Here is a 22,283-nt window from a genome sequence, read left to right on the forward strand (position 1 = left end):
GGGACCGCGACGGGGTCTCAGCACGGGATCGCGACAGGATCGCCGGGCGCCGCGAGGTCGTCGACGAGCCAGGCGCCGTCGACCCGCAGCATCGACAGCTCGATCGAGGACAGGACGCACGTCGTGGTGGCCGACGAGCTCTGGGCGACGCGCTGCTGCGCGTAGAGGCTGACCACGACCTCGTCGGCGGAGGCCGCACGCGGCGACGAGGCGAGCACGGTGCCGCTCGACGAGGCTGCGAGAGCGCCGTAGGTCTCGCGCAGGCCGTCGATGATCGCGGCGTAGTCGTCCTGGAACGAGGCGGTGGCTCCGTCCTCGGCCCAGGCGGCGTCCTCGTCGAGCGTGGCGGCCTTCCACGTCAGGATCTGGACCGTGCGCTCCTCGGCGACCTCGCGGGCCTGACGTTCGGCGTCGTAGCGCTGGGCGTCGCCCCGCCACTGCCACGCCACGACGGCGAGCGCCACCAGCGCCAGCACCAGACAGGCGGCCAGGGCGAGCACGAGCGGGGACCGCTCCTGCCGCCGCAGACGGGTCGTCACCGACGCCGCGACCGAGCGCTCGGCCTCTCCCGTCACGGCGCCAGCACCCCGACCGGACCTGGCGCGTTGGCCGAGCCGCGCTGCTGCAGACCGAAGTCGGCGGCGCAGCCGCGGGAGGCGTCGACCGCGACCCGGGTCGGGTCGGTCGGCACGGGGTCCGGCGCGTACCGGCAGACCGCCTCGGCGAAGGGCCGGGTGTCGACCAGCATGACGGAGTTGAGGAAGCCGCCGTTGACCGTCGCGGCGAACTGACTGAATCCCTCGGGCAGGTCGGCCAGGAGCTGCCAGAGATGGGGCCGGTAGGGCAACGTCATGTCGGTGAACTCGCCCATCGCCGTGAGCATCGCCGGGAGCTTGAGCCCGACGGTGGAGGTGAACGACCGCAGCTCGGTCACGCGGCCGGGGGTGTCCTGCAGGATGGCCCGCACCGTGGGGTCGTAGTCGGCGAGCCACCGGGTCAGGCTGACGGCGGTCGGCGCGAGCGTCCGCAGCTGCGGCTCGAGCTCGACGCCGGTGCGCAGCACGGTGCCGGAGCTCGCGATGATGCGTTCGGTCTCGGGCCAGGAGGCGTCGAGCGTCTCGAGGATCTGCTGCCCGGCGTCGACGACCGTCGCGAGGTCGTCGGGATCGGCGAACGCCACGCTGAGCTCGTCGAGCGCGACCTGCAGGTCCGCCGGCTCGACCTGCGACATCAGGGTGTCGATCGCGGCGAGCGACTCCGCGATCGTCGTGGGCGTCTGGGTGCGGTCGAGGGAGATGGTGTCGCCGTCGGCGAAGGCCGGTCCGTCCTCGCTGTCGGGCTGGAGGTCGAGGAACTGCTCACCGGCTGGCGAGAGGTTGCGCACCACCGCCCGGGCCGTGGCCGGCACCTCGACCCCAGGGTCCAGGGCGAGCTCGGCCTCGACCCCGGTCGAGGTCGTGCGGATCTCGACGACCTGCCCCACCTTGACCCCGCGGTAGGTGACCGACGACCGCTCGAACAGACCACCGGTCTGGGTCAGCTCGACCGTGACGGTCGTGGGCCGTTGCGCGATGGATCCGCCCAGGAACGACTGGTAGACGTACACCGTCGTGAGGACGAAGACGGCCAGGAGCGCGACCGCAGGGGCCAGGAGACTCAACGGCAGACGTTTCACGAGGCCCCACCTCCGAGCGGCGCGAGCAGGTCCGCCAACGGGTTGCCGCCCGTGGGCGGCCCGGCGGCCGACGAACCGGAGGCCGGCGCCGGCAGCAGGCCCGTCAGCTGGCTGATCAGCGGCAGCTGCGTGAGGTCCTGCACCAGGTCGGGGGCCACCTCCGGGAGCGGGGAGCCGTCGCCGGACGGTGCGACGACCGTGAGGTCGCCGAGGCTCAGCGCCCCCCGGAACGTCAGATGGGTGTTGAGGAACGAGCCCGGCACGCCGGCCTGAAGCCCCGCCACGAATGCGAGGATGCGCTCCACCCCGGCATCCAGCCGCGACTCGACCGAGGCGACCTCGGCGAAGATCGGGCCGGCCTGGGCGGCGATGGCCACGATGTCGTCACGGGTCTGCGCGATCGTGGGCACGACGACGTCGCCGAGCGCGTCGACGGAGGTCAGCAGGTCGACGAGCGCAGCGGTGTTCTGGTCGAGCACCTCGGCGGCCGGCGCGATCTCGGTGAGGGCGCGGTCGATCGTGCTCTGCCGGGCGGCCAGCACCCCGGACGCGTCGGCCACGGCGACGAGCGCCGCGTCGATCTCGGCGCTCATGTCGGCCACGCTGGAGGCCGTGGAGGTGATGCGGTGCAGCACGTCGCGCACGGTGTCCTCCCGACCACCGATCGCGAGGTTCGTCTCGTCGACGATGGTCTGGATCTGGCTCAGCCCGCCCCCGTTGATGAAGAGCGAAGCCGCTGACAACGTGTCCTCGACCGTGGGGGCCGCCGACGACCGGTCCGGGTCGACCCGATCGCCGTCCTGGAGCGTCGCCCGGTCGGCGGCGACAGCGGCCGGGTCCTCGACGACGTCGACGAAGAGCTCGCCGAGCGCGGTGGTCGTGCGCAGGCGGAAGTCGGCCGTCCGGCTGATCGGGGTGTCGGCGGCGATGTCCATCGTGACGACGGCCCTGAGGTCCTCGACCCCGATCGCGACGACGCGGCCCACCACGACGCCGTCGACCTTGACCGAGGCGCCTTGGGCGAGGTTGAGCGCGTCGTCGAACGTCGCCGAGACCTGGTAGGTCTCCCCCCGCATCGAGGTCCCCGGCAGCGGCAGGTCGGCGGCCGTCGTGCCGCAGCCGGCCAGGCCCGCGCCGAGGGCACCGAGCAGCACGCCGGTGATGAGGAGGTGTCGGGACCGGTTCATCGGCGCTCCCCTCGCAGCAGGTCGAGCAGGTCGAAGATCGAGGCCTGGTCGAGGGCGAGGTCGTCGCACAGCACCTCGACGGAGTGGCAGGCCTCCTCGATGGTCGAGCGCCCGGGCACCAGGTCGGCCGGCCGCGTCAGGAAGCGCAGGCGGCCGCGGCTGTCGATCGCGCCGGGCAGGTTCTGCGTCACGAGCGGTCCGTTCCTGAGCAGCTGGGTGATGTCCTGCTCGTGGGCGACGAGCTCGTCGGACAACGCGACGAAGTCGTCGATCTGGTCCGCGATCTGCTCGCGGTGCGCGGCGGAGAACTCGGTGAGCCCCTGGAGCATCGCGGTGACCGCGTCGAACGTGGCCTGGATCTGGAGCTTCTGCCCGTCGAGCATCACGGTGGCGTCGGTGACCTGGGTGACGAAGTTCCGGACGAGGGTGTCGTTCGCGGCCAGGGTCTGGGTCAGCGTGTCGAGGTTCGTGAGGTTCTGCTCGACCGCCGGCATCGAGCCCGAGAGCGACGCCAGCACCGTGGCGAGGTCGGACAGACCCGCGGCGATCGTCCCGCCGTTGCCCTGGAGGTTGGCCGCGCTCGCCGCGAGGAGGTCGTGGAGCGGACCCTCGGCCCCGCCCACTCCCCCGTCCGGACCGCCGAGCGCCGACGAGACGTCCTCGAGCGATCCCAGCAGCTGCTCGAACTCGACCGGAGTGCGGGTGCGGTCGGCCGCGATCACGGCGCCGTCCTGGATCTCCGGCCCGGAGGTGTAGGCCGGGGTCAGCTCGACGTAGCGGTCGGTCGCGACCGAGCGCGAGACGATGACCGCACCGACGTCCTTCGGGAGCTTGACGTCGCCGTCGACCACGACCTCGACCTCGACGTAGGCGCCGGCCGGCGTGATGGACTCGACCGTGCCGACGCCGACCCCCCGGATGCCCACGTCGTTGCCCTGGAACAGACCGGTCGCGTCGGTGAACTGGATCGTGAGCCGCGTCTGGTCCTGCCCCAGCCCGAGGCACCCCCCGAGCAGGGGCAGGGCCAGCAGGAGGGCGAGCAGGGGGCGGAGGACCCCGCCGCTGCGCCTCGTGCGCGTCATGAGCACTCCCGGCTGGGGCTGAGGCAGAACAGGTTGTCGGGGATCGCCGACGGGACGTGAAGATCGACCCAGGGGCCGTTGCCGGAGGCGTTCGCGAGGTACACCGTCATGTTCGACAGGCTCGTGACCGTGGCCAGGACGCTGTCGCGCATCGCGGAGAGGTGGTCCAGGGACTCGGTCAGGTTGACCATGAGCGGGTCGAGGTCGTCCGCGGTGTCGCTCAGGATGCCGCTGACCTGCGTGGCGAGGCTCTGCGCGTCGACGAGCAGCGCGTCGATCGCCGCCTGTCGGGAGGTCAGGGCGTCCAGCACGAGCGCCGACTGGTCCAGCAGGACCAGGATCTCGTCCTGCTGGTCGACGAGCATCCCGGTGAACGAGCCGGTGGCGTCCAGGAGGGCCCGCAGCTCGTCGGTGCGCTGGGCCGCGGCCGACGACAGGGCCGCGACCCCCTCGACCGCGGCGGTGGCCTCCTCGGGCGTGCGGCCGAGCACGTCGGCCAGCACCGTCATCGACTCCGCGAGCACGTCCTCGTCGAGGGCCTCGAGCTGCGTCTGGGCGCCCTCCACGACGTCCTGGAGGTTGTACGGCACCCGCGTGCGTTCGAGCGGGATCGTGTCGTCGGCCAACGTGCCGGTGCCGGCGGGGGTGACCTCGAGGTAGTGCGTGCCGAGCAGGGTCGCCACCTTCACGGCGGCCGACGAGTCACGGCCGACCGGGACGTCGGCGTCGATCGTGAACTCGACCGCGACGGCGTCCTCCGTCAGCCGGATGCCGGTGACCTCCCCCACGCCCACGCCGGCGACCTGGACCTCCTCGCCGACGCGCAGGCCCGCGGTGTGCTCGATGATCGCGGTCAGGTGACGCTTGCCGATCGAGGCGCTGCTGAGACCCACGACGAGCAGACCCAGGACGAGGACGCCGACGACGCCCATCAGGCCCACGGTCCGCGGGTCCCGCAGCCGACGTCCAGCACCGCGCGTCATGAGCAGACCTCCGAGTAGGGGCCGGCCGGGTTGCCGAGCGAGATCGACGACCCGGGCAGGACGTCGAGGGTGATGACGCAGATGTACATGTTCAGCCAGGTGCCGGTGTTGGTCGGCCGCGTGAACGAGTCGAAGCCCAGCGGCGCCGAGGCGAACAGCTCGTCGAGTGCCGCCTGGTGGCCCACGAGCGTGTCGGCCACCGCGCGCAGGGAGCCGATCGCGGTGTCGACGTCGGGGCGGATCTCCTGGGTCAGGGACGCCGCGGCCTGCGCCAGCTCCGAGACACCGTCGAACGACCCGGTGATGACGTCGCGCTCCGCCGCGAGCCCCGTCATCAGGTCCGAGAGCGCGTCGACCGTGGTCGTGAACTGCGCCTCCTGGGCCGTGAAGCTCTCGAGCACGGGGGTCAGGTTGGTCAGCACGTCGCCGATGACGTCGTCCTTGGCCGCGAGGTCCTGGGTCAGCCTGGCGGTCTCGGCCAGGAGCGCCTCGACCGTGCCCCCCTCCCCCTGCAGCACGGCCACGATCGAGGTGGCGAGCCGGTTCAGCGCTTCCGGCTCCAGGGTCTCGAACAGCGGCTCGAAGCCGTTCAGGAGGGCCGTGAGGTCGAAACCGGGATCGGTCTGGTCGGTGCCGAGGACGTCGCCGGCCGCCATCGGGGTGCCGGGCTCCTCACCGGGGATGAGCGAGAGGTACCGCTGGCCCAGGAGGTTCTGGTACCGGACCGAGATCTGCGTCGTGTCCGAGACGGTCTGCCCCGCGCCGAGGGTGAACTCGACGCGGGCCCGGTCGGTGCCCTCCAGCCGGATCTGCTCGACGCGGCCCACGCGCACCCCGGCCGCGCGGACGTCGTCGCCGGGGCGCAGGCCCGAGACCGACGTGAACTCGGCCGTGTAGCGGGTCGACTCGCCGCCGACCCGGTTCACCATCGTGTTGTAGATGACGAGCATGATCGCGAGCGCGACGACCGCGAAGATCGAGAACTTGATCCTGACGCCCCAGTTCACGGCTGCGCACCCCCCACGAACCCCCGCGTCAGGAGGTCGCCGATGCCGTTCGGGTCCGCGTCGGCGACGGCCTCGAGCTGCGCCAGGAGGCCCTGGATCTCGGCCACGAGTCCGGCGTCGTCGGCCGCGCTCGAGGTCGTGGGTGACGTCGAGCCGCAGTTGGGGCCGAAGGCGCGGTACTCCGGGGGTCCGAAGACGGCGCAGTCGGCGCCCGTGTACGGCGCGTCGGTGTTGACGACGATGTCGACCGTCGTCTCCAGGAAGCCGCCCGGGGTCGCCCCCGCATCGGGGTCGGTGAACGTCGAGGCGCCGACCGTCGAGAGCGCGACGAGGGAGTCGAAGGTCTTCGAGAAGCCGGCCCGGCGGTCGAACATCGTCTCGACGATCGGCGCCGACTGCGCGAGGGCCTTGACCAGGGCCTGCTGGTTTCCGGCGACGAGGAGCTGCGTCTCGTCGACGAGCGCGTCACCCCCGGTCAGGACCGTCGCGAGGTCGGTCTGACGATCGACGATCGTACGGGTCGTGACGAACGAGTTCTCGAGGGCGTCCAGGAGGTCGGGCGAGATCTCGGCGACCGTCGTGAGGTTGGTGGCCAGCAGCTCGAGGTCCTCCCGCACCTGCGGAAGCTGGGGCTCGAGCCGGGCCAGGTAGGAGTCGAGCGTCACGAGCGAGCTCCCGAGGGACTCGCCGCGACCGTCGAGCGCCTCTGCGAAGGCACCGAGCGTGGTGGCGAGCCTCGCCGGCTCGACGGCCGTGAGGATCTCGTAGCTCGCGTCCAGGGCGTCCTGGAGCTCCCGGGTCTCGGTCGAGGGGTCCTGCGGGATGACGGCGCCCGCCCGCAGCGTCTCGCCGCCCGCGCCGCGCTCGGGCGGCACGAGGTCGACGAACGACGTGCCGAACACCGTGGCCGGGAGGATGCGGGCCGTGACCTGCGCCGGGAGCCGCTCCGCCTCGTCGGGATCGATCGACAGCCCCAGGCGCACGCCACCGTCGCGGGCGTCGATCGACGTGACCCGGCCGATGATCGCGCCGCGGACCTTGACGTCGTTGCCCACCACGAGCGCCCCACCGATGTCGTCGACCTGGGCCGCGACCTCGACCCGATCGCTGAAGAGACCGCCCTGGACGGCCACGAAGGCGACGACGGCCAGCCCCGCGAGCACCAGGGTCGCGATGCCCCGCTGCACGAGGCTGCCGCGCCGGTGCTCGAGGTCGCGCGAGATGTAGGCCGCCGTCATCGGTCACTCACCCCGAGATCCGGACGCCCGGATCGCCGCCCCAGAAGAGCAGCGTCATGACCATGTTGAGCAGGACGACGACGACGATGCTGGCGCGGATGGCCCGGCCGGTCGCCTCGCCGACACCCTCGGCACCACCGCGCGCCATGAATCCGTACCAGCAGTGGATGACCGCGACCGCGAAGGCGAACACGACGATCTTGACGACCGAGAGCAGGACGTCGGAGACCGCGATGAACGTGCCGAAGTAGTGCTCGTACGTGCCGCTCGGCTGACCGAACAGGACCGTGACCGCCATCTGCGACGCGAGGTACGACCCCGCGAGGCCGATCATGTAGAGCGGGAGGATCGCCATCATCGTGGCGATGATGCGGGTCGTGACGAGGTACGGGATCGCCGGGACGGCCATGACCCCGAGGGCGTCGATCTCCTCACTCGTGCGCATCGACCCGAGCTGGGCCGTGAACCGGCATCCCACCTGCGCCGCGAGCGCGAGCGCCGCCACGAGGGGCGCGAGCTCACGGGTGTTGACGACCGCGGACACGAAGCCCGTGAGCGGGGCGAGCCCGATCGTCTCGAGGCCGTTGAAGCCCTCGATGCCGAGCGAGGTGCCCGCCGAGAGCGCGAGCAGCACCATGACGCCGACCGTGCCGCCGCCGACCAGGATCGCCCCGGTCCCCCAGCTGATGTCGAGCAGGATGCGGAACGTCTCGGCGCGGTAGTGCCGCAGCGTCGTGGGCACCGCTGTCACGGCCCGCACCACGAAGGTCGCGAACGTGCCGACCGTCGCGACACGGTCGGTAGCGGCGTCGGACGCGCGCGTGAGGGCGCGGGAGGTCACGCGCGGGTGGCCGACCCGCTCGGTCGTCATGCGATCCTCGCCGGCACGAGCATGACGTAGCCCTGCGTGATCGCGACGTTGACCACGGCGAGCACGATGACGGCGATGACGACGCACTGGTTGACCGCATCGGCCACGCCCTTGGGGCCGCCCGAGGCCGTGAGCCCCTTGTAGGCCGCGATGACCATGGCGAGGAAGCCGAAGATCACGGCCTTGCCCTCGGCCAAGATCAGGTCGGTCGGCTGGGCGAAGGCGATGAACGAGGAGAGGTACGCGCCGGAGCTGACCGATCCCCCGCCCACGTTGATGATGTAGCCGGTCAACATCGCCGTGGCTGCGACGACGATGTTGAGCAGGAAGCCGACTGTCATGGCGGCCGCGACCCGCGGCGCGACGATGCGCTGGACGGGGTCCAGCCCCATGACCCGCATCGCGTCGACCTCCTCGCGCACGGTCTGCGCGCCGAGCTGGGCGCAGACCGCCGAGCCGACCGCACCGGCCATGAGCAGGGACGTGACGAGCGGGGCGGCCTGACGCAGGATGCCGATGCCGTTGACCGCTCCGGTGAACGAGACGGCTCCGATCTGCGACGCGACGGCCCCGACCTGGACCGCGATGATGATGCCGAACGGGATCGCCACCAGCACCGTCGGCAGGAACGCCACGCGGGTCATGAACCAGGCCTGGTCGAAGTACTCACGCCACGAGAAGCGGCGCAGCACGATGTCGGTCGCCAGGTGGCGCAGGGCACCGAGGCCGAGGATCACCATCGCGCCGAACGTGTCGACGCCACCCCAGAACTTGCCGTGCGCGGAGCGAGCGAGCGCGGCGGACCGCGACGGCCTGCGCCTGACGGTCACACCCTCCTGCAGCCCCATGCGTCCCCTTCGCGTCGACCTTGCGCTGAGTCACTGTAAACGGGAGTGACCTAGGTCACAACGACTTTGAGCAGGGTCTCCGTCAAAAAATTTGGACGAATGTACCACTCAGGGGCGCTGCGCGGTGACGAAACGCGGTCGACCGGCCAGATCGGCCCGGTCACGGACGCTGCTCCAGCGCGGCGCGAAGACCGCGGGCGCCGACTCGCCCTGGGCGTCGGCGTGCTCGGCGGCCAGGATTCCGCCGCTGCGCAGGAGTCGCCACCCCACCTGCTCGACGACCCGCATCGCGTCGAGCCCGTCGTCGCCGGACCACAGCGCGAGCGCAGGATCGTGGTCGCGCACCTCGGGAGCGACGCTCTCCCACGCGTCCAACGGGATGTACGGTGGATTGGCCACGACGGCGTCGACCGTGCCGTCGAGGTCGGCGAACGCGTCCGCCATGTCCCCCTGGCGCAGGTCGACCCCCGTGCCGACGAGGTTGCGCGAGGCCCACTCCGCGGCCGCCTCGTCGAGCTCGACGGCGTGCACCCGGGCGTGGGGCACCTCGTGCACGATGCTGAGCGAGATGGCGCCCGAGCCCGCGCAGAGCTCCACGACGACGGGCGCCGCGAGGTGCTGCACCTGCTCGATGACCCACCCGGTCATGACCTCGGTCTCCGGCCGCGGCACGAAGACCCCCGGGCCGACCTCGACGTCGACGTACCGGAAGGCGGCGGTGCCGGTGATGTGCTGCAGGGGCACGCGCCGGGCCCGCGCCTCGATCATCTCGAGGTACGTGCGGCGCTGCATCTCCTGCACCGACGCGCGGCGCACCATCGCCCGTGGGACGCCGCAGACGTGCGACAGGAGCAGCTCCGCGTCGACCTCGGGCGACGCGACGCCCCCGGTCCGCAACGTCGCGGCAGCCTGCTCGAGCAGCCGCTCGGCCTGGGTGCGGACGCTCACGACGTCTCCTTCCCGGGCGCCAGTGCGGCGAGCCGCTCGGCGAGATCGGCCTCGACCAGCGAGGCGATGACATCGTCGAGCGCGCCGTCCATGACGGCATCGAGGTTGTAGGCCTTGAATCCGGTCCGATGGTCCGAGACCCGGTTCTCGGGGAAGTTGTAGGTACGGACGCGCTCGGACCGGTCCATCGTGCGGATCTGCGAGCGACGGGCCTGCGAGGCCTCGGCGTCCGCCGCGGCCTGCGCGGCCTCGAGGAGCCGCGAGCGCAGGATGCGCAGCGCCTGCTCCTTGTTCTGCAGCTGACTCTTCTCGTTCTGACAGCTCACGACGATGCCGGTCGGCACGTGCGTGATGCGCACGGCGGAGTCGGTCGTGTTGACGCTCTGACCGCCCGGGCCCGACGACCGGAACACGTCGATGCGCAGATCGGCGTCGTTGACCTGGACGTCGACGTCCTCGGCCTCGGCGAGCACCAGGACGCCCGCGGCCGAGGTGTGGATCCGGCCCTGGGACTCCGTGATCGGCACCCGCTGCACGCGGTGCACGCCGCCCTCGAACTTCAGCAACGCGAACGGGGCCTGGCTCGGATCGGTGGCCCTGCCGGACTTGACCGCGGCCGTGACCGACTTGTAGCCGCCGAGGGCCGTCTCGGTGCTGTCGAGGACCTCGACCTTCCAGCCGCGCGTCTCGGCGTAACGGGAGTACATGCGCAGCAGGTCGGCGGCGAAGAGCGCCGACTCGTCGCCGCCCTCGCCGCCCTTGATCTCGACGATGACGTCCTTGCCGTCAGCCGGGTCGCGGGGCACGAGGAGTCGCTGCAGGCGCTCGCCGAGCTCGGCGACCTGCGTCTCCAGCTCGCCGACCTCGTCAGTCAGCTCGAGCTCCCGGGCCGCCTCCAGGTCGTCGGTGGCCTGCTGCAGCGCGCGGTGCGTGCGGACGATGCCCCCGAGCTCGGCGTACCGCTGTCCGACCCGCTTTGCCGTCGCGGGATCGGCGTGGACCGCGGGATCGGCGAGCCGCTGCTCGAGGTCGGCGTACTCCTCGAGCAACGAGGTGACGGCGTCGAACATGGGGGCTCCTTGCGCTGCGTGGACCTGCGGCGGGACGGCTGGACAGACGACGACGCCGGTCATCCCCAGGCGGGGATGACCGGCGTCGCGGAGCAGCTACTTCTTGCCGTAGCGCTTCTCGAACTTGGCCACGCGGCCGCCGGTGTCGAGGATCTTCTGCTTGCCCGTGTAGAACGGGTGGCAGGCCGAGCAGACGTCGGCGCGGAGCGTGCCCTCGGTGGCGGTGCTCTTGGTGGTGAACGAGTTGCCGCAGGTGCAGGTGACCTGGGTCTCGACGTACGCGGGATGGATGTCGCTCTTCATGGTGTCCTCTCCGTGACGCTGGGTCGTGCGCAGGGCTGCGCACGTGAACCAGGGCCGACGTCCCATTCTGCCACCCGCGACGTCTCAAACCAAGCGGGCCCCGCAGCACGAGCTCCGGTGACGGCGTGACGCACGCGCCGCTCTGGTCTGCGCCGCGTGTCAGGACACCCGTCAGGCGGGCAGGAGCTTCTCGATGTCGCCCGCGATCTTGGCCGGCGACGTGGTCGACCCGTACCGCTTGATGACCGTGCCCTCGGGGTCGACCAGGAACTTGGTGAAGTTCCACTTGATCTTCGACGGTCCCACGCCACCCTTCTCCTTCTTGAGCCACTGGTAGAGCGGGTGGGCGCCGTCGCCGTTGACCTCGATCTGGGAGAACATCGGGAACGTCACGCCGTAGTTCTTCTCGCAGAACGCCGCGGTCTCGGCGTCACCGTCGGGGTTCTGGTGGCCGAACTGGTCGCAGGGGAACCCCAGCACCACGAGTCCACGGTCGACGTAGGTCTTGTACAGCTCCTCGAGCCCGGTGAGCTGCGGGGTGAAACCGCACTGGGTCGCGGTGTTGACGACGAGGAGCACCTTGCCACGGTAGTCGGCGAGCTGGCGCTCGGCGCCGTCGATGCCGGTGGCGGAGAAGTCATGAGCAGTGGTCATGCGCACCACCCTAGAGCGCGCCACGGAACTCGGCAGGTGAGCCAGCGCACCCCATGGCCCGACCCGACCGGGCCCTAGGACCCAGACGGAACGGTCCCCATGGGCCAGGGACCAGTGGGCCCTGTTCCTCTAGTGTGTCAGGGGCGACCGGTCGGACCACTGACGGATCGACCTGGGAGGGTCGCCAAGGGAGATGCACCATGAAGACCTTTGCCTGCGGGGACGTCGTCCCCGGCTGTGACGCCACCTGGGTCTGCGACAGCGAGGACGACGTCCTGCATGCCGTCGCGATCCACGCGCGCGACGACCACGGCCTGATCGAGGTGCCGGCCGATCTGGTCGCGGCTGTGCGGAGCCAGATCCGCGACGTGGCGTGATCGCGCCAAGCTCCCTCACCCCCTTGCACGACCACACCTCGATGACCGGCCCACCCCTGGGACTGCGCCCCGTGCTCGACGTCGCCCGGCGCACCGCAGCCGGGTTCGAGGCCAGCGCGGCCCCCGGCGTCCGCGCGGTCGACGCGGTGACCGCCGCACTCGACGCCCGCGCGACCTTGCCGCCGAACACGTTCCTGACGCTCGCACCGGACCACGCGGCCCTGACCGACCGCGCCTGGCTCGCTGCGGTGACGGAACCGGGCGACCTGACCGGCGTCGTCGTGCACGTCGACGACCCGCAACGACTCCCCGCCACCGGCTTCGACCACGTGCGCGTGGTCCGGGAGGCCGGTGCGCTGCTCTCGACCGGCGACCGCGATCGCGGTCAACCGACCCTGCGGACGATCGCCGACCTGCGCCCGGCCATCGTCCGGCTCGGTCGCGCCTGGGTGCGCGGCACCGACGTCGACCCGCACAAGCGTCGCGCGGTGGCCACGACCGGCGAGCTCGCGTCCCAGCTGGACGCCTGGATCCTCGCCGACGACGTCCGGACCACCGACGAGCTCAAGGCCTTGGCCGAGCTCGAGGTCCCCCTCGCGCAGGGGCCCGTGATCGGGGCGGTCACCTGGCCGTGGCCCGCCGTGTCACGCGCCGCCCACGGGGCCCTGGCGTCCACGACCCGTGAGCACGACCGGGTCGAGTCCGTGCGCGAGCTCCTGCAGCGGGCGTTCACGACCAGCGACGACCGACGAGCCGCGACAGAGGCTGCGCGCTCCGGCTACGACCTGACGGTCGTGCTCGACGACCGAGGCCGCCCCGTGGCGCTGCTCGTCCTGCGCGACGGGCGGTGGGGCACCGAGCGACCGTTCACGATCAACGTCGATACCGCCCCCGCGGCAGCGCTCGACCGGGCCCGGCACCGCGTGCCCGGACAGGAGAACGCCCCGCTCGTCTGTACCGACGCGGCGGGGCGTTTCTGCGGGATCCTGCGCCCGGACCGGCTCGCCGCGCACCTGGCGACGAACCGGCCCTGACGAAGGTCAGACGAGGCGGCGGACGACCTCGGCATTGGTGGCGGCCGCCCCGAGGCGCTCCAGCACGGCGGCGACGGCCACCGAGGGAGCCAGCTCGGTCAGCTCGCGACGCCAGGCCCGCGCGGCCGCGAGCTCGTCGGCAGACTGCAGCAGGTCGTCGTGGCGCGTGCTCGAGGCCACCGGGTCGATCGCCGGGAACTGACGCTTCGAGGCCGCGTCGCCGTCGAGCCGCAGCTCGGTCGTGACGGTGCCCCGGACCTCACCGAGGATGAGGTCGTCGATGCGTGAGCCGGTCTCGACCAGGGCCGTCGCCAGGACCGTCAGCGAACCGCCGTCCTCGAGGTTGCGGGCCGCGCCCAGCAGGCGCTTGGGGGCGAACAGGGCGGAGGCGTCGACGCCGTCGGCGAGCACGCGGCCCTGACCGGCCGCAGCCTGGTTGTACGCACGGCCCAGGCGCGTGATGCCGTCGATCAGCACCACGACGTCGTGACCGAGCTCGACGAGCCGCTTGGCCCGCTCGATCGCGAGCTCCGCGACGGTCGTGTGGTCGCCGGCCGGGCGGTCGAACGTCGAGGAGATGACCTCGCCCTTGACCGACCGCTGGAAATCGGTGACCTCCTCAGGCCGCTCGTCGACCAGGACGATCATGAGGTGGCACTCGGGGTTGTTCGCCGTGACGGCGGCCGCGAGCTGGCGCAGCACGCTGGTGTTGCCGGCCGCCGGAGGCGCGACCAGAAGACCGCGCTGACCCTTGCCGATCGGCGCGAACAGGTCGACGACCCGGCCCACGACGTTGTGCTGGTCGGTCTCGAGGCGCAGGCGCTGGGTGGGGAACACCGGGGTCAGCGACTCGAACTCGGAGCGGGCCTTGGCCTCCTCGAGGGTCATGCCGTTGACGGAGTCGACCCGGACCATCGGGTTGAACTTCTCCTTGCGCTCGCCCTCACGCGGCTGGCGGACCTGACCCACGACGGCGTCGCCGCGGCGAAGTCCCCACTTGCGCACCATCGACAGCGAGACGTAGACGTCGTTCTCGCTCGGGAGGTAGCCGGTGGTCCGGACGAAGGCGTAGTTGTCGAGGATGTCGACGATGCCGGCGGCCGGGACGAGCACGTCGTCCTCGGTGACCTGGACGTCACCGTCGGCGCCGCGACCACCGCGGCCACGGCCGCGTCGGTTGCGGCGGCGTCCGCCGTTCTCGTCGTCGTCGTGCGAACCCTGGTCGGAGGACCGGTTCTGCTGGCCGCCCTGACCCTTCTGGTCGCCCTGGTTCTGCTGGTCGCCCTGACCCTTCTGCTGCTTGGCCTGGCCCCCGCCCTTGTCGTTGCTGCCCTTGTCGTTGCTGCCCTTGTCGTTACCGGCCTTGTCGTTACCGCCCTTGTCGTTGCCGCCCTGCTGGCCGCGGCCCTGACCGCGCTCGGGGCGATCGGACTGGTCCTGCTTGGCACCACGGTCCTGCTTCGAGGCGCGGTCCTGCTTGGACGCGCGCTCCGGCTGCTCATCGGCAGCCGAGTCGGACTTCTGGGCGGCCGGGGCCTGCTTGGCCGGACGATCCCCCGCGTCCTTGGCGGATCCGCGCCCGGAACGGGCCGGTTTCGACGCCTGCTCGCCAGAGTCGTCGCCCTGAGGCGTCGACGCCGTCGCCGCCGGAGCGGCCTTGGGGGTCTCGCCGCGCGCGGCCTTGATCGCGTCGATCAAGGCTCCCTTGCGCAGCGTGTTCGCGCCCTCGATGCCGAGCTCGGCGGCGATCTCCTGGAGCTCGGCGATGACCTTGCCGCCGAGCGCACCCCCGCTGCTGCGGCGGGCGGGACGAGTCGCGGCCTGCGCCGTGGCGGGCTCAGGGGTGGTGGGCTCCTGGGGAGCCTGGGTCGTGTCAGTCACAGATGGATTTCCCTCTAGACGATGGTCTCGCCACGTCCGCGCGACGGCGGTCAGAGAGGAACGATTCGAACCGAACGGTTCCCGTGGCGTGCCGAGGAGTGTGTTCTCGACTCCGGCGCTGTCAGCCTAGCACCGGACGGTCGCGCCCTCGGCGTCGACGTCCAGGTGGTGCAGGGCCCATCCGGCCGGCAGGGCGTCGTCGATGCCCCGGGCGAACGCGAGCACGGTCGGGCCGGCGCCCGAGATGACCGCGGGCACGCCCTCGACGCGCAGCGAGCGCACGAGTCGGTAGGACTCCGGCATCGCCGTGCTGCGGTAGGGCTGGTGGAGCCGGTCCTCGGTGGCCGAGATCAGCCGGTGCGGCGCGTGCAGCAACGCCGCGACCAGCAGCGCCGACCGCCCGGCGTTGAAGACCGCGTCGGCATGCGGCACGCGCTCGGGCAGCAGGCCACGGGCCTCGGCCGTGGAGACCGCCGTCGGCGGCACGAACACCGTGACCGGGACCTGGCAGTCGAGCCGTTCGACCGCGGCTGCCGCACCGTCGACCCAGGAGATGGTGAGACCGCCGAACAGGGCCGGGGCGACGTTGTCGGGATGTCCCTCCAGATCGGTCGCAAGCTGGAAGAGGGCCGCGTCGTCCAGGCGGTCCTCACCCTCGACGAGGGCCCGTGCCGCGACGATCCCGCCGACGATCGCGGCCGCGCTGGAGCCGAGGCCACGTCCGTGCGGCACGACGTTGCGGCACGTGAGACGCAGGCCGACGGGTCTCTCCCCCAGGAGATCGAAGGCCGCGTGCATCGCCCTGACCACGAGATGGGTCTCGTCGAGCGGCACCTCGCCCTGGCCCGCGCCGGTGACGTCGATGTGAAGACCTGAGTCGGCCGCCTCGACCGTGATCTCGTCGTACAGGTCCAGGGCGAGCCCGAGGGCGTCGAACCCGGGGCCGAGATTGGCACTCGTGGCGGGCACCCGCACCGTGACCGGGGTCGTGCGCACGGTCACCGAAGCCCTGCGGTCTCGGCCGCCGCGTCGACGTCGACGTCGATCACGGCGTCGACCAGGTCGCCCCGGTGGGCCATCGCGGTGTCGATGTCCTTGAGCCCGTGTCCCGTGACGGTGACGGTGATCGTGAGCCCGGGCTCGATCTCGCCGGCTGCCGCGGCCGCGAGCAGACCGGCGACGCCCGTGGCCGACGCGGGCTCGACGAAGATGCCCTCGCGGGCGCCGAGCTCACGCTGCGCCGCGAGGATCTGCTCGTCCTGGACCATGTCGATGCGTCCGCCCGACTCGTCGCGGGCGTTCTCGGCAAAGGTCCAGGAGGCCGGGTTGCCGATGCGGATCGCGGTCGCGACGGTGTCGGGCTCGGGCACGACCCGGCCCAGCACGATGGGTGCTGCGCCCGCGGCCTGGAAACCCCAGATGCGAGGGCGGCTCGTCGTGACCCCGGCGGCCTCGTACTCGACGAAGCCCTTCCAGTAGGCCGTGATGTTGCCCGCGTTGCCGACCGGCAGCACGTGCAGGTCCGGGGCCTGGCCGAGCACGTCCGCGATCTCGAACGACGCCGTCTTCTGACCCTCGATGCGGATCGGGTTGACGGAGTTCACGAGGGCGACCGGGTACTCCTTGGCCAGCCCGCGCGAGAGGTCGAGGCAGTCGTCGAAGTTGCCGCGCACCTGGATGATGTCGGCCCCGTGCATGACGGCCTGCGCCATCTTCCCGGCCGCGATGCGCCCGTGCGGCACGAGCACGATGGGCGTGAGGCCCGCCCGGGCCGCGTACGCCGTCATCGACGCGGAGGTGTTGCCGGTGGACGCGCACACGACCGCCTTGGCGCCCTGGGCGACCGCCGCCGAGATCGCGGTCGTCATGCCGCGGTCCTTGAACGATCCCGTGGGGTTCTGGCCCTCCACCTTGACGTAGACGTCGCCCCGGACGACCTGCGACAACCAGGCCGAGTGCACGAGCGGGGTTCCGCCCTCACCGAGCGTCTGCGCCTTGACGTCGTCGTCGAACGGCAGCCACTCGCGGTACTCCTCGATGACGCCCCGCCACGGCCTGGCCATCACTGACCTCCCTCGACACGCATGACCGACGAGACGCCACGCACCACGTCCAGGCCCCGGAGCGCCTCGACGGTGGCGGCGAGCGACGCGTCCTGCGCCTCGTGCGTCACGATGACGAGCTGGGCGTCGGAGTCGTGTCCCTCCTGGCGCAGCGTGCGGATCGAGACCCCGAACCGCGCGAACTCCTGCGCGATCGTGGCGAGCACGCCGGCCCGGTCGTCGACGTCGACCACCAGGTGGTACTGCGTGCGGGCCCGGCCGATGGGCACGAGCTCGACGTCGGCGTGCGAGGTCTCCCCCGGTCCGAACACGTCGCTGACGCGATTGCGGGCGACCGAGACGACGTCGCCGAGCACCGCGCTGGCCGTGGGAGCGCCGCCGGCGCCCGGGCCGTAGAACATGAGCTGACCGGCGGCCTCGGACTCGACGAACACCGCGTTGAACGCGCCTCGCACGCTGGCGAGCGGGTGCTCGAGGGGCACCATGGCCGGATGGACCCGGGCGCTCACAGCCGGTCCCTCGGGGGTCTCGATCTGCTCGCAGATCGCGAGCAGCTTGACGACCGACCCCATCTCGGCGGCCGACCGCACGGCCTCGGCCGTGACCGACCGGATGCCCTCGCAGTGCACGTCGTCGAGGGTCAGGTTGGTGTGGAACGCCAACCCGGCCAGGAGCGCCGCCTTCGCCGCGGCGTCGTGGCCGTCGACGTCGGCGGTGGGATCGGCCTCGGCGTAGCCCAGGCGCTGGGCCTCCGCGAGGGCCTCGTCGAAGCTCTGACCCTGGGTCGACATCTGGTCGAGGATGTAGTTGGTGGTGCCGTTGACGATGCCCAGGACCCGGCTCACCCGGTCGCCCGCGAGCGACTCACGCAGCGGGCGCACGATCGGGATCGCGCCGGCGATGGCCGCCTCGAAGGAGAGGTCGCGCTGCGCCTTCTCGGCCAGGGCGAACAGACCGGCACCCTGGTCGGCCAGCAGCGCCTTGTTCGCCGTCACGACCGACGCCCCGTGCTCGAGCGCGGTGCGGATGAGGTCGCCCGCCGGGTCGATGCCGCCGAGGACCTCGATCACGATGTCGAGGTCGCCTGCGCGCACGAGCGCCTCGGCGTCGTCGGTGAACACCTCCGGCGGCAGGCCGAGTCCGCGGTCGCGGGTCACGTCGCGCACGGCGATCGCGGCAAGCTCGAGGGGCACCCCGACCCGCCGCGCGAGCTCGTCGGCGTCGCGCGTCAGGCGTCGGGCCACCTCCGTGCCGACGACACCGCACCCGAGCAGTGCGACGCGCAACGGATGGTCACGAGGGGGACGATCGACGGAGTTCACGGGAGTCAGCCTATCGGCGGGCGGCTCCACCCCGTGCGCCGCGCTCCGTACCCATCCGCCACGCCGCTCGTTGTAGCATCGGCCGCCACGAGGGCGCCGCGAGAGGAGCATGTATGGCATCCGACAGGTGGCAGCGGATCCGCAGGTGGGCGCGACGCCGACGTACGGCGCTGCTCGTCGGGGGCGCTGCCCTCGCGCTGGTCGCGATCGCGGCGTACCTGATCTACGACATCGCCACCGAGCCCGTCGTGGGCGGCGACTCCACGGCCTCCGACCCGTTCACGGTGCCGTCGGGGACCCCCACCCTCCCGCCCCCCGGGACGAATGGCACCACCGGGCTCGACCCCGCCGCGTTCGGCCTGCCGACCGGCGGCCTGTCGGTCGGGTGCGACGTCACGAGCTTCACGATGTCGTTCACCTCGGACGCCCCGATCGCGATCGCCGGATACCTGTCCTCCGGCGGCGAGAGCGGCTACTTCCCGAACGACGCCACGGGATCGGTCACGCTCCAGCAGTGCCCGACGGACCCGTCGGTCCTGATCATCGCCCAGGCGGGCCCGACGGCCTCGAGGATCACGTGCACCACGACCCGGTCCGGCCGGGTCGTCGAGACGCAGACCGCCTCGGGGTCCTACGGCATCGTCGCCTGCTACGCCTGAGTCGTCACACGACGTCGAGGGCGAGCAGGTCGTCCTCGGTCTCACGCCGCACGATCACCCGGGACTCGCCCTCGCGCACCGCGACGACGGGCGGGCGCGGCACGTGGTTGTAGTTGCTCGCGAGCGAACGGCAGTAGGCACCCGTGCCGGGCACGGCGAGCAGGTCGCCCGGTCCCAGGTCGGCCGGCAGGTACTCGTCCTTGACCACGACGTCACCTGACTCGCAGTGCTTGCCCACGACCCGGCTCAGCACCGCTGGCGCGTCGGAGAGGCGCGAGGCGAGGGTCGCGGAGTAGTCGGCGCTGTAGAGCGCGGCGCGGATGTTGTCGCTCATCCCGCCGTCGACCGCGACGTAGCGACGCGAGGCACCACCGTCGAGGGCGACGTCCTTCGTGGTGCCGACCGTGTAGAGCGTGAAGGTGGACGGACCCACGATCGCCCGACCGGGCTCGATCGAGAGCTTCGGCACCCCGATGTCGAGGGCGTGGCACTCGTCGTCGACGATCTTGGTGATCTCGCGAGCGAGGTCCTCGGGCCGGCGCGGGTCGTCCTGCGTCGTGTAGGCGATGCCGAAACCGCCGCCGAGGTCGAGCTCGGGCAGCGTGACGCCGAGCTCCCGCTCGATCTCGGCCTGCAGCCGCAGCACCCGACGCGCCGCGACCTCGAATCCGTCCGTGACGAAGATCTGGGACCCGATGTGCGAGTGCAGGCCCAGCAGCTGCAGGCCCGAGGCCGTCGTGATGCGCCGGACCGCCTCGAGCGCCTGGCCGCCGGCGATCGAGAAGCCGAACTTCTGGTCCTCGTGCGAGGTCGAGATGTACTCGTGGGTGTGGGCCTCGACGCCGGCGGTGACGCGAACCATGACCCGGACCGTGGCGTCCATCTCCTCGACGAGGCGCGTCAGGCGGTCGATCTCGTCGAACGAGTCGACGATGATGCGACCGACCCCGACCTCGACCGCCCGCCGGAGCTCGGCCTCGGACTTGTTGTTGCCGTGAAAGGCGATCCGCGCGGGCGGGAACTCCGCCCGCAGCGCTACGGCGAGCTCTCCGCCGGTGCAGACATCGAGGTTGAGACCCTCCTGCGCGACCCACCGCGCGGTCGCGACGCACAGGAAGGACTTGCCGGCGTAGAACACGTCGGCGTTGCTGAACGCGTCACGGAACGCCCGGGCCCGCTGGCGGAAGTCGTCCTCGTCGACGACGTACAGCGGCGTGCCGTGCTCGGCCGCCAGCTCGGCGGCGGACTCCCCCGCCACCGTCAGGACCCCGTCGGTCTTGGCCGCGTGGCGCGACCAGAGGTGGGTGACGAGCTGGTTGACGTCGTCCGGGCGGTGCAGCCAGGCCGGACCGCGGTCGCCGGCTTGTCCGTGCAGGGCGCCGGCCTCGTGGGAACGCATGGCCCCATCCTCCTCCATCACATCCGGTCGGGAGCACCCACTCCGAGAAGACCGAGTCCGTTGGCCAGGACCTGTCGCGTCGCGGCCACCAGAACCAGGCGCGACCGGTGGACGTCGGCGACCTCCTCGTCGCCCATCGGCAGGACCCGGCACACGTCGTAGAACTTGTGGAACTTCGACGCGGTGTCCTCGAGGTAGCGCGCGACCCGGTGCGGCTCCCGCAGCTCCGCGGCCCGCGTGACGAGGCGCGGGTACTCCGCGAGCGCGCGCAGGAGGTCACCCTCCTGCGGGGTGTCGAGGAGCTCGGGCACCAGGACGTCGACGTCCGGCGTGATGCCGAGATCGCCGGCGTTGCGCACGATCGAGGAGAGCCGCGCGTGCGCGTACTGCACGTAGTAGACGGGGTTGTCACTGCTGCTGCTGGCCCAGAGGTCGAGGTCGAGGTCGATCTGGGAGTCGGTCGAGTACCGGGCCAGCGCGTAGCGAGCGGCGTCGACCCCGATCGCGCCCACGAGGTCCTCCAGCGTGATGACGGTGCCCGCCCGCTTGCTCATGCGCAACGGCTCGCCGTCCTTGAGCAGGTTGACCATCTGGCCGATCAGGATCTCGAGGTTCACGCCCGGCTCGTCGCCGAACGCGGCGCACATCGCCATCATCCGCGAGACGTAGCCGTGGTGGTCGGCGCCCAGCATGATGATCGCGCGGTCGAAGCCCCGCTCGCGCTTGTCGAGGTAATAGGCCAGGTCGCCCGAGATGTAGGCCGGCTCGCCGTCGGACTTGATGACCACGCGGTCCTTGTCGTCGCCGTAGTCGGAGGTGCGCAGCCACCGCGCGCCGTCGCGCTCGTACATCTTGCCGAGCTCCTCCAGCCGGCCGATCGCACGGTCCACGGCCCCCGACTCGTGCAGGTCGTTCTCGTGGAAGTAGACGTCGAAGTCGACCCCGAAGTCGTGCAGGCTCTGCTTGATCTCCCCGAACATCCGCTCGACGCCCTCAGCGCGGAACGTCTCGACGGCCTCGGCGTCGGGCAGGTCCGTCGCCCCGGGACGTGCGACGACGACCGCATCGGCGATGTCGTGGATGTACTGGCCCCCGTACCCGTCCTCGGGCGCCGCCTGGCCACGGGCCGCGGCCAGCAGCGAGCGCGCGAAGCGGTCGATCTGCATGCCGTGGTCGTTGAAGTAGTACTCGCGCGTGACGTCGGCGCCGATGTTCTCCAGCAGCCGCCCGAGCGAGTCGCCGACGGCGGCCCAGCGCACACCGCCGATGTGGATCGGACCGGTGGGGTTGGCACTGACGAACTCGAGGTTGACCTTCTGTCCCGCGTAGGCGTCGCTGCGGCCATAGGCCGGACCGGCGGCCAGGACCTGGGCGGCCACGGCACCCTGGGCGCCCGCCGCGACCCGCACGTTGAGGAAGCCGGGCCCGGCGACCTCGACCGAGGCGATGCCGTCGTTCTCGGCGAGCACGTCGGCGAGGTCCTGCGCGAGCTCGCGCGGTGGACGGCCGGCCCGCTTGGCGAGCTTCAACGCGATGTTGGTCGCGTAGTCGCCGTGCTCCTTGACCTTCGGACGCTCGACGAGCACCTCGGTCGGCAGCGGTTCCGGCGAGCTCAGGCGCCCGTCGCCCGCCAGGCGGCCGAGGGCGGACACGATCACGTCACTGAGCTGCTCGGGAGTCAC

The 22,283-nt window shown here is 71.7% G+C and carries 22 protein-coding genes; 3 read left to right on the plus strand and 19 right to left on the minus strand.

Going from position 1 to position 22,283, the window contains the following annotated elements; genetic code table 11:
* Positions 1–17: 17 nt before the first annotated feature.
* The 13 genes from KAG51_RS12040 to KAG51_RS12100 all read right to left on the minus strand — a co-directional run bounded on the left by KAG51_RS12040 (position 18) and on the right by KAG51_RS12100 (position 11,866).
* Positions 18–575 (minus strand): hypothetical protein, encoded by a 558-nt coding sequence (locus KAG51_RS12040; protein WP_290583989.1) that lies wholly within the window; start codon positions 573–575, stop codon positions 18–20.
* Positions 572–1,675 carry an MlaD family protein gene (locus KAG51_RS12045; protein ID WP_290583991.1) on the minus strand — a complete coding sequence of 368 codons (1,104 nt, stop codon included), beginning with the start codon at positions 1,673–1,675 and terminating at the stop codon, positions 572–574. The genes KAG51_RS12040 and KAG51_RS12045 overlap by 4 nt, the downstream gene beginning before the upstream one ends.
* Positions 1,672–2,862 carry an MlaD family protein gene (locus KAG51_RS12050; protein ID WP_290583993.1) on the minus strand — a complete coding sequence of 397 codons (1,191 nt, stop codon included), beginning with the start codon at positions 2,860–2,862 and terminating at the stop codon, positions 1,672–1,674. The genes KAG51_RS12045 and KAG51_RS12050 overlap by 4 nt, the downstream gene beginning before the upstream one ends.
* Complete coding sequence (locus KAG51_RS12055; protein ID WP_290583995.1) at positions 2,859–3,944, minus strand: MCE family protein; 1,086 nt, start codon at positions 3,942–3,944, stop codon at positions 2,859–2,861. The genes KAG51_RS12050 and KAG51_RS12055 overlap by 4 nt, the downstream gene beginning before the upstream one ends.
* Positions 3,941–4,927, minus strand: coding sequence for an MCE family protein (locus KAG51_RS12060; protein ID WP_290583997.1), 987 nt, complete (start codon positions 4,925–4,927; stop codon positions 3,941–3,943). The genes KAG51_RS12055 and KAG51_RS12060 overlap by 4 nt, the downstream gene beginning before the upstream one ends.
* A complete protein-coding gene (locus tag KAG51_RS12065) occupies positions 4,924–5,934 on the minus strand; it encodes an MlaD family protein (protein ID WP_290583999.1) in 1,011 nt (336 codons plus the stop codon). The genes KAG51_RS12060 and KAG51_RS12065 overlap by 4 nt, the downstream gene beginning before the upstream one ends.
* The gene (locus KAG51_RS12070; protein ID WP_290584001.1) at positions 5,931–7,172 is read right to left on the minus strand and encodes an MCE family protein; all 1,242 of its coding nucleotides are present in this window, start codon (positions 7,170–7,172) and stop codon (positions 5,931–5,933) included. The genes KAG51_RS12065 and KAG51_RS12070 overlap by 4 nt, the downstream gene beginning before the upstream one ends.
* A 7-nt stretch (positions 7,173–7,179) precedes the next feature.
* A complete protein-coding gene (locus KAG51_RS12075) occupies positions 7,180–8,043 on the minus strand; it encodes an ABC transporter permease (protein WP_290584003.1) in 864 nt (287 codons plus the stop codon).
* Positions 8,040–8,891: an ABC transporter permease gene (locus tag KAG51_RS12080; protein ID WP_290584005.1), complete on the minus strand. Its 852-nt coding sequence runs from the start codon at positions 8,889–8,891 to the stop codon at positions 8,040–8,042. The genes KAG51_RS12075 and KAG51_RS12080 overlap by 4 nt, the downstream gene beginning before the upstream one ends.
* 108 nt (positions 8,892–8,999) lie before the next feature.
* On the minus strand, positions 9,000–9,839 hold the full coding sequence (gene prmC, locus KAG51_RS12085; protein ID WP_290584007.1) for a peptide chain release factor N(5)-glutamine methyltransferase: 840 nt from the start codon (positions 9,837–9,839) through the stop codon (positions 9,000–9,002).
* Positions 9,836–10,909: a peptide chain release factor 1 gene (gene prfA / locus KAG51_RS12090; protein WP_290584009.1), complete on the minus strand. Its 1,074-nt coding sequence runs from the start codon at positions 10,907–10,909 to the stop codon at positions 9,836–9,838. Before prfA ends, prmC begins: the two co-directional genes overlap by 4 nt.
* Before the next feature lie 96 nt (positions 10,910–11,005).
* Positions 11,006–11,212: a 50S ribosomal protein L31 gene (gene rpmE, locus KAG51_RS12095; protein ID WP_290584011.1), complete on the minus strand. Its 207-nt coding sequence runs from the start codon at positions 11,210–11,212 to the stop codon at positions 11,006–11,008.
* 171 nt (positions 11,213–11,383) lie between these two features.
* Positions 11,384–11,866: a glutathione peroxidase gene (locus KAG51_RS12100; protein ID WP_290584013.1), complete on the minus strand. Its 483-nt coding sequence runs from the start codon at positions 11,864–11,866 to the stop codon at positions 11,384–11,386.
* Positions 11,867–12,066: 200 nt separating this feature from the next.
* Here KAG51_RS12100 and KAG51_RS12105 point away from each other — a divergent pair, with 200 nt between their 5' ends.
* Both KAG51_RS12105 and KAG51_RS12110 read left to right on the plus strand, forming a co-directional pair.
* Positions 12,067–12,243 (plus strand): DUF1059 domain-containing protein, encoded by a 177-nt coding sequence (locus KAG51_RS12105; protein ID WP_290584015.1) that lies wholly within the window; start codon positions 12,067–12,069, stop codon positions 12,241–12,243.
* Positions 12,244–12,284: 41 nt separating this feature from the next.
* A complete protein-coding gene (locus KAG51_RS12110) occupies positions 12,285–13,277 on the plus strand; it encodes an EAL domain-containing protein (protein WP_290584017.1) in 993 nt (330 codons plus the stop codon).
* A gap of 6 nt (positions 13,278–13,283) precedes the next feature.
* On the opposite strand, the gene rho is transcribed toward KAG51_RS12110, so the two are convergent.
* The 4 genes from rho to KAG51_RS12130 form a co-directional block, all read right to left on the minus strand.
* Positions 13,284–15,158 carry a transcription termination factor Rho gene (gene rho / locus KAG51_RS12115; RefSeq protein WP_290584019.1) on the minus strand — a complete coding sequence of 625 codons (1,875 nt, stop codon included), beginning with the start codon at positions 15,156–15,158 and terminating at the stop codon, positions 13,284–13,286.
* 126 nt (positions 15,159–15,284) lie between these two features.
* Complete coding sequence (gene thrB, locus KAG51_RS12120; RefSeq protein ID WP_290584021.1) at positions 15,285–16,160, minus strand: homoserine kinase; 876 nt, start codon at positions 16,158–16,160, stop codon at positions 15,285–15,287.
* Positions 16,157–17,221 (minus strand): threonine synthase, encoded by a 1,065-nt coding sequence (gene thrC / locus KAG51_RS12125; protein WP_290584023.1) that lies wholly within the window; start codon positions 17,219–17,221, stop codon positions 16,157–16,159. The genes thrB and thrC overlap by 4 nt, the downstream gene beginning before the upstream one ends.
* On the minus strand, positions 17,221–18,543 hold the full coding sequence (locus tag KAG51_RS12130; RefSeq protein ID WP_290584025.1) for a homoserine dehydrogenase: 1,323 nt from the start codon (positions 18,541–18,543) through the stop codon (positions 17,221–17,223). The genes thrC and KAG51_RS12130 overlap by 1 nt, the downstream gene beginning before the upstream one ends.
* Before the next feature lie 113 nt (positions 18,544–18,656).
* Here KAG51_RS12130 and KAG51_RS12135 point away from each other — a divergent pair, with 113 nt between their 5' ends.
* Entirely contained in the window at positions 18,657–19,202 is a 546-nt protein-coding gene (locus KAG51_RS12135) for a hypothetical protein (protein WP_290584027.1), read from the plus strand.
* Positions 19,203–19,206: 4 nt separating this feature from the next.
* Here the strand turns inward: KAG51_RS12135 and lysA are convergent, their stop codons facing one another.
* Both lysA and argS read right to left on the minus strand, forming a co-directional pair.
* Positions 19,207–20,601: a diaminopimelate decarboxylase gene (gene lysA / locus KAG51_RS12140; protein ID WP_290584029.1), complete on the minus strand. Its 1,395-nt coding sequence runs from the start codon at positions 20,599–20,601 to the stop codon at positions 19,207–19,209.
* 17 nt (positions 20,602–20,618) lie between these two features.
* Entirely contained in the window at positions 20,619–22,283 is a 1,665-nt protein-coding gene (gene argS / locus KAG51_RS12145) for an arginine--tRNA ligase (RefSeq protein ID WP_290584031.1), read from the minus strand.

This window comes from Aeromicrobium sp., assembly GCF_023146395.1.
GTDB lineage: Bacteria > Actinomycetota > Actinomycetes > Propionibacteriales > Nocardioidaceae > Aeromicrobium.

Coding starts and splice junctions, on each gene's coding strand:
- KAG51_RS12060 (WP_290583997.1), bottom strand. CDS start 4,927: ATGACGCGCGGTGCTGGACGTCGGCTGCGGGACCCGCGGACCGTGGGC.
- KAG51_RS12110 (WP_290584017.1), top strand. CDS start 12,285: ATGACCGGCCCACCCCTGGGACTGCGCCCCGTGCTCGACGTCGCCCGG.
- KAG51_RS12050 (WP_290583993.1), bottom strand. CDS start 2,862: ATGAACCGGTCCCGACACCTCCTCATCACCGGCGTGCTGCTCGGTGCC.
- rpmE (WP_290584011.1), bottom strand. CDS start 11,212: ATGAAGAGCGACATCCATCCCGCGTACGTCGAGACCCAGGTCACCTGC.
- KAG51_RS12070 (WP_290584001.1), bottom strand. CDS start 7,172: ATGACGGCGGCCTACATCTCGCGCGACCTCGAGCACCGGCGCGGCAGC.
- KAG51_RS12075 (WP_290584003.1), bottom strand. CDS start 8,043: ATGACGACCGAGCGGGTCGGCCACCCGCGCGTGACCTCCCGCGCCCTC.
- KAG51_RS12105 (WP_290584015.1), top strand. CDS start 12,067: ATGAAGACCTTTGCCTGCGGGGACGTCGTCCCCGGCTGTGACGCCACC.
- KAG51_RS12055 (WP_290583995.1), bottom strand. CDS start 3,944: ATGACGCGCACGAGGCGCAGCGGCGGGGTCCTCCGCCCCCTGCTCGCC.
- KAG51_RS12100 (WP_290584013.1), bottom strand. CDS start 11,866: ATGACCACTGCTCATGACTTCTCCGCCACCGGCATCGACGGCGCCGAG.
- lysA (WP_290584029.1), bottom strand. CDS start 20,601: ATGCGTTCCCACGAGGCCGGCGCCCTGCACGGACAAGCCGGCGACCGC.
- prfA (WP_290584009.1), bottom strand. CDS start 10,909: ATGTTCGACGCCGTCACCTCGTTGCTCGAGGAGTACGCCGACCTCGAG.
- KAG51_RS12080 (WP_290584005.1), bottom strand. CDS start 8,891: ATGGGGCTGCAGGAGGGTGTGACCGTCAGGCGCAGGCCGTCGCGGTCC.
- KAG51_RS12135 (WP_290584027.1), top strand. CDS start 18,657: ATGGCATCCGACAGGTGGCAGCGGATCCGCAGGTGGGCGCGACGCCGA.
- thrC (WP_290584023.1), bottom strand. CDS start 17,221: ATGGCCAGGCCGTGGCGGGGCGTCATCGAGGAGTACCGCGAGTGGCTG.